Origin of the sequence: Thermosyntropha sp. (assembly GCF_017656155.1) — a bacterium.
In the GTDB taxonomy this organism is placed as follows: Bacteria; Bacillota; Syntrophomonadia; order Syntrophomonadales; family Syntrophomonadaceae; genus Thermosyntropha.
Genome location: NZ_JACDOH010000012.1, coordinates 41,854 through 52,126, shown reverse-complemented (window position 1 = coordinate 52,126; position 10,273 = coordinate 41,854). Strand labels below are relative to the sequence as shown.

The following is a 10,273-nucleotide window of genomic DNA, read 5'->3' as shown; positions in this document are numbered from 1 at the left end:
TTATAATACCACCTGCCTCGCTTATTGTCAACAGATTTTTTAACATTTTTTTCGCAGAGCACTAAAAAGTAAGAATTCAACCTATTTCCAACGAGTATTCAACAAAAAAATTGTTTAAATTTTAGTTTATCCTATATAATAGAAATGTTGTCTGAAAGGTACTTTAGAAATGAGGGGTTACAATGACAAATGAATTGCGTAATATCGCTATAATTGCTCATGTTGATCATGGCAAAACTACTCTTGTCGACCAGTTGCTTAAACAGTGTGGTTTTTTTCGCAATAATCAGATAGTTCCAGAAAGGATTTTAGATAACAACGATCTAGAAAAGGAACGCGGCATAACCATCATGGCCAAGAATACTAGCATTTTCTACGCTAATACTAAAATCAACATCGTTGATACTCCAGGTCATGCTGACTTTGGCGGTGAAGTCGAAAGAATAGTCAAGATGGTAGATGGAGTACTTTTATTGGTTGACGCTTATGAAGGGCCTATGCCCCAAACGCGTTTTGTACTTCGCAAAGCATTGGAAGCCGGACTTAAACCTCTGGTAGTAATAAACAAAATCGACCGCCCCGATGCGCGTCCCTTAGAAGTTTTAGATGAGGTTCTAGAACTTTTCATTGACCTTGATGCTGACGATAGCCAACTTGACTTTCCGGTAGTTTACACATCAGCCAAGGCAGGATACGCTAAATTGTCCCTTGAAGGGACTTCTGATAATATGCAACCTTTACTTGATGCTATATTAAAACATATTCCTGCACCGGCAGGAAGTCCTGATAAACCCTTGCAGATGGTCATTTCCTCCATAGACTACGATAATTATGTAGGCAGAATCGGAATAGGCAAAATTTATCGTGGCAGGATTTTTAAAGGACAGGAAGCTGTGATATGCAACCCGGAAGGCAAAACAGAAAAAGTCAAAATAAACACTATTTATACATTTGAAGGTCTGAAAAGAGTCGAAATAGAATCAGCATCAGTTGGTGAAATAATTGCTGTATCCGGAGTAGAAGGAATAAACATAGGAGATACTCTATGTTCTCCAGAAAACATTGAACCTATGGAATTTGTAAATATTGATGAACCTACTATATCCATGAATTTTGTTGTAAATGACAGTCCATTTGCCGGTTTAGAAGGTGCCTATGTAACCAGCCGCCATTTGAAAGAAAGGCTTATGAAAGAGCTGCTTTCTAATGTTTCACTTAGAGTAGAAGAATTAGCTCCTGATACTTTCAAGGTTTCAGGTAGAGGCGAGCTTCATCTTTCTGTTTTAATTGAAACAATGCGCCGGGAAGGATATGAATTTGCGGTAACCCGTCCTGAAGTAATTCTTAAAGAAGAAAACGGAATTATTAAAGAACCTATAGAAAGATTATTCATTGAGGTTCCAGAAGAATATGTAGGCACAGTTATTGAAAATTGCGGCAGACGTAAAGGCGAAATGGTAAACATGACTAACAAAACAAGCAACATTGTAAAACTAGAATTCTTAATTCCATCGCGCGGTCTGATAGGATACCGGTCAGAATTTTTAACTGAAACCAAAGGCAATGGAATAATGAACCATGTTTTTGAAACATATGCTCCCTATAAAGGTGAAATTCCTTCACGCACACGTGGAGCCTTGGTTGCTTCAGAAACTGGAACTGCTGTTGCCTATGGACTTTACAATGCTCAGGAAAGAGGCAATCTTTTTATTTCACCGGGAACTGAAGTATATGAAGGTATGATTGTAGGCGAAAACTCAAGACCGGGGGATATAACTGTAAATGTATGTAAGAAAAAACATCTTACCAACACACGGGCTTCCGGATCTGATGATGCATTAAGGCTGGTTCCACCTATAGAAATGTCATTAGAAAAATGCTTGGAATTCATAAATGATGATGAACTTTTAGAAGTTACTCCTAAATCATTAAGGCTTAGAAAAATGATTTTAGATAAAACTACCCGAGAAAGAAAACAAAAAAATAAAAACAAAGCCTCTTAAAAAAAATTTTGAGAAAAGGCCTTCACTTTCAGTTGAAGGCCTTTTCTAATTTGCAAAAGCGTTTTTAGTAGAAAAAGTTAAAGGGTTTAATCCTTAAGGATTAAACCCTTTATATTCTTATATATGGTGGGCGATGCAGGGCTCGAACCTACGACCCCCTGCTTGTAAGGCAGGTGCTCTCCCAGCTGAGCTAATCGCCCTTATGGTGACCCCTAGGGGATTCGAACCCCTGTTACCGCCGTGAAAGGGCGGTGTCTTAACCACTTGACCAAGGGGCCTCTTTAAACCCGACGATGCTATTTTACAGTGCCAGGCATATAAAGTCAAGAGTTTTCTTAAAATCTCCCTTAAAAATCAACGCGGCTTGATCTGAATCCTTTCCCAAAGGCTTCAATAGTTTCATTAATGATTATAAAAGCTTCAGGATCAAGCTGAAACACAATTTCTTTAAGCCGCGGCAGTTGTGTCTTACCCACTGTAACTAATATTATTCTTCTTTCTTTACCTGAATAGGCTCCTTCTCCTGGAATATAAGTACATCCGCGGTTGAGATTGTCCATTATTTCCATTGCAATTTCTTTGCTGCGCTCCGAAATTATCATGGCAGTCCTGGTAACATTGGGCCCAGCCTCTACTGCATCCAACGTTTTGGAAAAAACATAAATAGATATAGCAGAAAATAAAGCCAGCTCCAGGTTAAATACAACCAGCGAAAGGGCTAAAACCACCAGATTGCCTAAAAAGAAAGTCTGACCTATACTGTAACCCCACACTCTCTTAACTATTACAGCAATTATATCCATACCTCCTGAAGAGCCTTTATATCGCAAAATTATGCCTGATCCCAATCCATTTAATGCTCCACCAAAAACAGCCGCCAGTAAAAGGTTATCTATATTAAGATTAATCGGCGGCATTATCCCCAGCAAAAATGACTGAAGCAAAGTAGCAAATAGGCTGTAAATAACAAAGCGGCGGCTGACGAATTTATATCCCGCAATAAAAATTGGAATATTTAAAACTAAAAACCAAAGCCAGGTTGGCCAATCAGTTACAAACTGTAAAACTATAGCTACTCCAGTGACCCCACCTGTTAACACCTTAGCCGGAATTAGTATTGACTGGACAGCAACAACTACTATGAAAGAACCTATTATTATACCAATAATATCCTTAAACGATATCTGCTCTGTAAAATGGCTTATCTCTTTCTTCATCTGCAAACTTACCATTATGGCTCTTACCTCCTTCATTTCTGTATTCTTTGCTTTTTCTTTTTTTTAAATAATCTGATTTTATAATTTATTAACGGTCATTACAAGCCCACTATGCATTATACAAAACAATGGTAGTCTTTGTTTTAATCTAATATTGACAGATAGCAATATTTTGAGCAAGGTAAAAAAAGCCAAACCCATGTATAATGTCGATCTTTGTTCCCTTCACATGCCAACCTTGCTTTTGATTAAAAATCGAATTATATTAAGTAAGTATTATAAAACAAACTAAAACGGGGTAATAAAAATGCGTCTTAAAGGTAATCTGGCAGAAGGCAGCATAGGAAAATTGCTTATAACCATGTCCTTGCCGGCCATAATCGGCATGACTATTCAGGCACTTTATAATATTGTTGATACCTTCTGGGTGGGAAAAATTGGAGCCGGGCAGGCTATCGCAGCATTAACCATTTGTTTCCCCGTGCAGATGGTAATGATTGCTATTTCATCCGGCACCGGAATAGGACTAACCTCAATTATTTCCCGTCGTCTAGGAGAAAAAAACCTCAAAAATGCAGTAAATTCTGCTGAACACGGTCTTTTGATAGTACTTGTTTATGGCATCATAACTGCTGCCTTAGGCTTAACTTACATTGAACAAATCCTTAAATTTTTCGGAGTTACCCCTGATCTTTTTCAAATGAGCCTTGACTATATTAGTGTAATCCTGGCTGGAAGTATACTGATGTATTTTGCTATGATATCCGGAAGCATAATCCAAGCAGAAGGAAATGCAGGAATTCCTATGAAATCCATGATAACCGGCGCTCTAACTAACATGTTGCTGGATCCTTTTCTCATTTTCGGTATAGGTCCTTTCCCTGAATTAGGAGTCCAAGGAGCAGCCATTGCTACTATTATTGGACAAGTAGCCGGCGCAAGTATCAATTTAAACTACTTCCTTAAAGGAAAAAGCCTATTAACTCCCAAACTTAGAAGTTTTAAATTTGATCCCCAAATATTGGGTCAAATCTATAAAGTAGGATTTCCTTCGATGATTATGCAGTTAGTTAACAGTATTATAATATTAGTTCTAAATCATAGCTTAGCGCCTTACGGATACCGCGCTATCGGAGCTATGGGTATATATTTCAGAGTCCAGTCCCTTATATTCATGCCAGTCATGGGGCTTAATCAAGGTTTAATTCCTATCGTCGGCTTCAACTATGGAGCCAAAAATTTATCTAGAATGAAATCTGCCATTAAAAAAGCAGCCCTGGGGGCATTTATTATAATGAGTATCGGCTTTTTGGCTTTTCAGCTTTTTCCCGGTCATCTGGTAGCCGTTTTCAACCGTGATCCTGAACTCATCAATATGGGAATTATAGCAATGCGCAACATAACCTGGCTTCTGCCTTTTGTTGGTCCGTCTATAATTATGTCCAGCACCTTTCAGGCAGTAGGCAAAGGTTTTACCGCCATGTGGCTTTCACTTCTGCGCCAGGTGGTTTTGCTTTTGCCTGCCCTTTTAATACTGCCCAAATTTTTGGGTATAAGGGGGATATGGCTTGCCTTCCCTTTATCTGATTTAATTGCTATCAGCATCACCACATTGGTATTTATAAGCTATATACGCCATCTAGAAAAACATGGCTTTCCAGATACAGGTTCGCTTAGGTCACAAAGTTAATATAAAGCAAAAACTGCTTTTTTAGTTAAATATCCCTTCTTCTAATTAAAGGAGGGATATTTTTTATGTTTAAGTTATATTCTCTTTCCTAAAAGCTAATAATATTAAGAAGGTTTAACCTGTCTGTCATATTTCTGGCATCTTTTTGCATAAAATAATTTGTCAGCTATTCAGGGAGGTAAAAAATATGATTTCAGTCATCTTAGCAGGCGGCAAAGGAGTGCGTCTCTGGCCTGAAAGCAGAAGTTTCAGACCTAAACAGCTTTGCCAGCTGGTTGATAATAAATCTATGCTCGAACACACCATAGACCGGATAAAAGCGGCAGGAGCAAAAAAAATCGTTATTTTAACCAATGATAATCTTATAAAACCGATTGTAGAAATAGTTAAAGCTCATCCATATGAGGATAATATTGAACTTTTAAGTGAACCTGACAATAAAAATACCGCTTCAGCAGTGGGCTTAATTTTGTCTCATTACCATATCAAAAACAAAAATGATATAATAGGCATTTTCCCGGCTGACCACCATGTGTTGCATCTGGATAAATTCTCTGAAACCTTGAAGAAAGCATATCAGGCTGCTGAAGAAGGTTATCTTATTACTATCGGAATAACTCCCGACCATCCGGAAACAGGATTCGGCTATATTGAGAAAACAAAATGGGAAGTAGGTCAAATCCCCGATGTATATCAAGTCAGCTCTTTTTATGAGAAACCAGATCTTAAAACAGCTGAAGTCTATATAAAAAGCAAAAACCACATGTGGAATTCCGGAATATATATCGGTAAAGTTAAAACCTTTTTAGAAGAATTCGCCCTTAATCTTCCCGAAATATACGAAAAGATTATAAAGGGACCTGAATTTTACATAAGTTCATACTCAGAACTTCCGGATATAAGCATTGACCACGGGATAGCTGAAAAATCAACCCGTTTAGCTGTAGTCCCTGCCGATTTTGGCTGGTGTGATTTAGGCAGCTGGAATGCACTTGAGAAACTGCACCCTAAAGACCAGTTTGCAAACATTGCCATCGGGTCAGATGTTTTATTCTTAGATGCACAAAACTGCATAACCAGACAAACTGATAAAACCCTGGTTCTTTACGGAGTAGATAATCTCCTGGTGGTAGAAACCGAGGATATCATCTTCATAACCAAGCGAGATAAATGCCAAGATATGCGGGAAATTACCAATAAACTGCAAACACTGGGGCGCTATGATCTGCTTTAAATTTCCAGCAAGCAAAATCGTCAAGGAGGAGATTCCCATTAAAAACATATTCAGGCAGTACGACATTCGCGGTATAATGGGACAGGAAATTACCGACGAAATATTTGAAAACATTATTCGCGCATTTGCTTTATACTCTCATACCCGGGGAGAAAAAACTATAGTTATAGGACACGATAATCGAAAATCATCCCCTGCTCTGCACAAAATAGCAGTTAATGCGCTTTTAAATTCTGGATTTAACATAATCGATTTGGGTCTGGTAATAACCCCCATGTTTTATTTTGCTGCCAGGCATCTTGACATTAAAGCAGGAATAATGATTACCGCCAGCCATAATCCTCCTGAATACAACGGTTTAAAACTGTGGTTCGGGGAGTCTACCATATATGGCGAACAAATTCAGGAAATAAGAAAACTGGCAGAAAAAAAAGAATTTTTAAGCCCCCAAAAAGGTTCGATAAAAAAAATAGATATTTTCCCGGAATATTCCTCAATGATACAAAATAAGATCAAACTTGGCCCTAGAAAACTTAAGATAGCATTAGATTGCGGCAATGGCACTGCTTCTTTATTTGCCCCCGAAATTTACCGCCAATTAGGATGTGAAGTTATTGAACTCTACTGCAAATCCGATCCTGATTTTCCCAACCATCATCCTGACCCAGTAGACCCCAAAAACATGCAAGACTTAGCACTGAAGGTCAAAGAAATCGGAGCCGATTTTGGCATAGGAATCGACGGCGATGGCGACCGTATCGGAATAGTCGATGATAGAGGAGAACTTTTATGGGGAGATATGTTAATGATTCTTTTCTGGCGGGATATACTCCCTCGCTATCCCGGCACTCCGGCTATCATAGAAGTAAAATGTTCGCAAAGCCTTATAGATGAAATAAATCGTTTAGGCGGAAAACCAATCATGTATAAAACCGGACATTCTTTGATTAAAGCCAAAATGAAAGAAATTGGAGCTGTATTTACCGGTGAGATGTCAGGACATATGTTTTTTGCAGATAATTACTATGGTTTCGATGATGCAGTCTATGCAGGTGCCCGCTTTATCGAACTGGTATCCCATAAAACCGAAACCGTAAGCCAAATGTTATCCGACGTCCCCAAATATCACGCTACTCCTGAAATAAGAATAAAAAGCATTGATGAAAAAAAATGGGAAATCGTTGAAAAAGCAAGAAAACATTTTAAAAAAAAATATAAAACTGTCGATATTGATGGAGTCCGCGTCATATTCTCCTTTGGATGGGGATTAATAAGGGCTTCTAATACCGGGCCTGAACTCATAGTGCGCTGTGAAGCAGATTCAGAAGAAAATCTAGAAAAAATAAAAGAAGAAATTTTCTTTTTTTTAGAAAATGTCAATTAAGATTTTATTCTAATAACTAATCAGTATAATATGGTAATTTATATGGAAAAATATAGATAAAAAATAAAAGAGGAGGACGCATACTTTGTCAGTAGTAAACTTAGGCACTTTCCCGCCAAAACAATGTGGGATTGCTACTTTTTCCATGGATTTAAAAAAGAGCCTGGAGCTGAATAAACAAAATGTAAAAATAATTGCTGTATCTGACAATAGCTATAAATATAATTATGGAAATGAAGTTATTTTTAACATAAACCAGGAGGAAAAAGCTGATTACCGTCAAGCTGCCCTTCTAGTAAACACTTCTCCAGATCTTGAACTGGTAATTATTCAGCATGAATACGGGATATTTGGAGGAGAAAGCGGAGAGTATATATTGGAGTTTACCCGGTTGCTTAATAAACCTTATATTTTAATAACTCATACAGTTTTACCTAAACCTCAGCCAAAGCAGCTTAAAATTCTGCAAAATTTGGGAACAAAGGCATCAGGAATAGTATGTATGACCCAAAAATCGGCCGAATTTTTAAACAGGTTGTATCACATCCCTAAAAATAAAATAAGAGTTATAGGTCATGGAGTGCCGCCTTTTAAAAAAGAAGACAGCCAGGTTTTAAAAGCAAAATACAATCTTACCGGATATGAAATAATAAGCACCTTCGGCCTTATAGGCCCGGGCAAAGGATTAGAACTGGGCATAAAAGCCATGGCTGAAGTTGTCCGGGAATATCCCGACACCAAATACCTCATCCTGGGACAAACTCACCCTATGCTTAAAAAAGTCGAAGGGGAAAATTACCGTGAAATGCTGGAAAATCTTATCGTTCAGCTAAATTTAGAGAATAAGGTGCAGTTTGTAAATAAATTTTTAAGTGACGAAGAACTGGGCGAATACCTTTATCTCACCGATATTTACCTGAGCCCTTACCCTAATAAAGACCAGGCGGTAAGCGGCACCCTTACCTTTGCCATTGGCTGTGGAAGGGCCATTGTTTCTACTTCTTATACTTATGCAGTTGAAGTATTAAAAAATAATCGGGGGCTTTTAGCTGCAGAAGCTGACCCTGGAGAAATAGCAACTCTCATTAAAAAAATTTTAGGCGACGGCAAGCTAAAAGAAACTCTGCAGCAAAACGCATATGCTCTAGGTAAAAACTGGATATGGCCTAACATAGGCAGAGAATATACATCTTTTATAAACAACATCCTTAAAAAAGAAAAAAGAGAGGCTAAAATCAATTATGCTGGATTATAGGCATTTTCTAAATCTTACAGATGAAAACGGCATACTCCAGTTCTCAAAGCTTGATTCTCCCGATCCTTTAAGCGGATATACATTAGATGACAATGCCCGGGCTCTTATTATAGCTTTAAATATGGAAGAAGGCTATGATTTGGCATATAAATATGCCTCCTGGCTTTTCAAAGCCAGGAGGGCTGATAAAAGCTGGTCAAATTTTGAACTGGACGGAAAATTTTATGCTTCTTTTGATTCCGAAGACAGTGTAGGACGGGCTCTGCTTGCCTGCAGTCTGGGTATAAACAGCCCTTTTACCGATATAAAAAAAATGTGCGAAAAAATGTTAAAAGACGCCTTGCCTTCTTCAATTCATTTCCGTTCTCCCCGGGCTATTGCTTATACTTTATTAGGTTTATGCAAAATAGATAATGAAAAAATATCGGCACAATACTCAAGTATCAGAGATAAACTAGCAGATTATTTAATTTCATTATATCAAGCTAATCATACCCGCAAATTTTTATGGTTTGAAAATTATCTCACCTACTGCAACGGTATTCTACCGCAAGCCTTATGGGCATATTACGGAATAAAAGAGCATAAAAAAGCTTTAAAAATTGCCCACGACTCACTCAGCTTTCTAAACAGTATGCTTTTTAAAAAATCTTATTTAAATATCATAGGAAACCGCGGATGGTATTTTCAAGGAAAAAAACCGGCCCTTTACGACCAACAGCCGGTAGATGCCGCTTCTACCGCCTTCGCCTGTTTTGAAGCCTACAGTTTAAGCGGAGGAAGCGAATACCTGGAACTGGCTATCCTTGCCCACAGATGGTTCCGGGGATATAACATAAACCAACTTTCCCTGTATAACCCAAAAACCGGCGGATGCTACGATGCCCTTACCCCTGAGGGAGTAAACTTGAATCAAGGAGCTGAAGCGGTAATATCCCTCCTCTTAACCGATACCCTTATGTTAAGTTTCATCAAACAGCAGGCTGATATGGAAAAGACTTCTTAAATCATCTTAAAAACCCTTCTTGACAGAGAGGGGTTTTTAATTTACTTTAAACATATGAATAATTGTTCAAGTGTTTAAATGGAGGTGTAGAATGAAAAAAGAAGAAAACCGAATTCAAGAAGAATTTGATAATGAACTTTGTGAAGCCCATTTTATCCATGAAGATAAAGTAATGGAAGTAAAGAAAATTATGCTGACGGAAGATAAATCCCAGGCCTTAGCTCAAATTTTTAAGACTTTAGGGGACTCTACCCGGGTGAAGATTATTTTTGCCCTTATGAACCACGAATTATGCGTATGTGATTTAGCTGAAATAACCGGTTCGTCTGAATCGGCAGTTTCTCACCACTTAAGGCTTTTGCGCACCCAAAAACTGGTTAAGTATCGCCGGGAAGGCAAAAATCTATTTTATTCATTAGACGATCATCATGTAGAAAAACTCTTTAAAGAAGGCTTAGAGCATGTCTATGAATGAAGTTTTTAC

8 protein-coding genes and 2 tRNA genes are annotated in these 10,273 nt (G+C 38.0%); 7 read left to right on the top strand and 3 right to left on the bottom strand.

The genetic code is table 11. The features are described from left to right. Positions 1 to 182 precede the first annotated feature (182 nt). Positions 183 to 2,003: a translational GTPase TypA gene (typA, locus tag H0Z36_RS10240; RefSeq protein WP_296866071.1), complete on the top strand. Its 1,821-nt coding sequence runs from the start codon at positions 183 to 185 to the stop codon at positions 2,001 to 2,003. A 124-nt stretch (positions 2,004 to 2,127) separates the two neighbouring features. Here typA and H0Z36_RS10235 read toward each other — a convergent pair. From H0Z36_RS10235 to H0Z36_RS10225, 3 genes are all read right to left on the bottom strand, one after another. Next, positions 2,128 to 2,203 (bottom strand) — tRNA-Val (locus H0Z36_RS10235). Between the two features lie 3 nt (positions 2,204 to 2,206). Then, positions 2,207 to 2,281 (bottom strand) — tRNA-Glu (locus tag H0Z36_RS10230). Between the two features lie 69 nt (positions 2,282 to 2,350). Next, positions 2,351 to 3,256 (bottom strand): YitT family protein, encoded by a 906-nt coding sequence (locus H0Z36_RS10225; protein WP_296866069.1) that lies wholly within the window; start codon positions 3,254 to 3,256, stop codon positions 2,351 to 2,353. Between the two features lie 271 nt (positions 3,257 to 3,527). Here H0Z36_RS10225 and H0Z36_RS10220 point away from each other — a divergent pair, with 271 nt between their 5' ends. From H0Z36_RS10220 to H0Z36_RS10195, 6 genes are all read left to right on the top strand, one after another. Then, positions 3,528 to 4,910 carry an MATE family efflux transporter gene (locus H0Z36_RS10220; protein WP_296866067.1) on the top strand — a complete coding sequence of 461 codons (1,383 nt, stop codon included), beginning with the start codon at positions 3,528 to 3,530 and terminating at the stop codon, positions 4,908 to 4,910. Between the two features lie 187 nt (positions 4,911 to 5,097). Next, a complete protein-coding gene (locus tag H0Z36_RS10215) occupies positions 5,098 to 6,144 on the top strand; it encodes a mannose-1-phosphate guanylyltransferase (protein ID WP_296866065.1) in 1,047 nt (348 codons plus the stop codon). Then, positions 6,131 to 7,528: a phosphomannomutase/phosphoglucomutase gene (locus H0Z36_RS10210; protein WP_296866063.1), complete on the top strand. Its 1,398-nt coding sequence runs from the start codon at positions 6,131 to 6,133 to the stop codon at positions 7,526 to 7,528. The genes H0Z36_RS10215 and H0Z36_RS10210 overlap by 14 nt, the downstream gene beginning before the upstream one ends. 85 nt (positions 7,529 to 7,613) lie before the next feature. Continuing rightward, positions 7,614 to 8,783 (top strand): glycosyltransferase family 4 protein, encoded by a 1,170-nt coding sequence (locus H0Z36_RS10205; protein WP_296866061.1) that lies wholly within the window; start codon positions 7,614 to 7,616, stop codon positions 8,781 to 8,783. Further along, positions 8,770 to 9,789, top strand: a complete 1,020-nt coding sequence (locus tag H0Z36_RS10200; protein ID WP_296866059.1) for a hypothetical protein — start codon at positions 8,770 to 8,772, stop codon at positions 9,787 to 9,789. The genes H0Z36_RS10205 and H0Z36_RS10200 overlap by 14 nt, the downstream gene beginning before the upstream one ends. Before the next feature lie 91 nt (positions 9,790 to 9,880). Beyond that, positions 9,881 to 10,264 (top strand): metalloregulator ArsR/SmtB family transcription factor, encoded by a 384-nt coding sequence (locus H0Z36_RS10195; protein ID WP_296866058.1) that lies wholly within the window; start codon positions 9,881 to 9,883, stop codon positions 10,262 to 10,264. Positions 10,265 to 10,273: the final 9 nt, after the last annotated feature.

Excerpts from the sequence above, each read along its gene's own strand:
- H0Z36_RS10225 (WP_296866069.1), bottom strand. The coding sequence starts at position 3,256 with ATGAAGGAGGTAAGAGCCATAATGGTAAGTTTGCAGATGAAGAAAGAG.
- H0Z36_RS10215 (WP_296866065.1), top strand. The coding sequence starts at position 5,098 with ATGATTTCAGTCATCTTAGCAGGCGGCAAAGGAGTGCGTCTCTGGCCT.
- typA (WP_296866071.1), top strand. The coding sequence starts at position 183 with ATGACAAATGAATTGCGTAATATCGCTATAATTGCTCATGTTGATCAT.
- H0Z36_RS10195 (WP_296866058.1), top strand. The coding sequence starts at position 9,881 with ATGAAAAAAGAAGAAAACCGAATTCAAGAAGAATTTGATAATGAACTT.
- H0Z36_RS10220 (WP_296866067.1), top strand. The coding sequence starts at position 3,528 with ATGCGTCTTAAAGGTAATCTGGCAGAAGGCAGCATAGGAAAATTGCTT.
- H0Z36_RS10200 (WP_296866059.1), top strand. The coding sequence starts at position 8,770 with ATGCTGGATTATAGGCATTTTCTAAATCTTACAGATGAAAACGGCATA.
- H0Z36_RS10210 (WP_296866063.1), top strand. The coding sequence starts at position 6,131 with ATGATCTGCTTTAAATTTCCAGCAAGCAAAATCGTCAAGGAGGAGATT.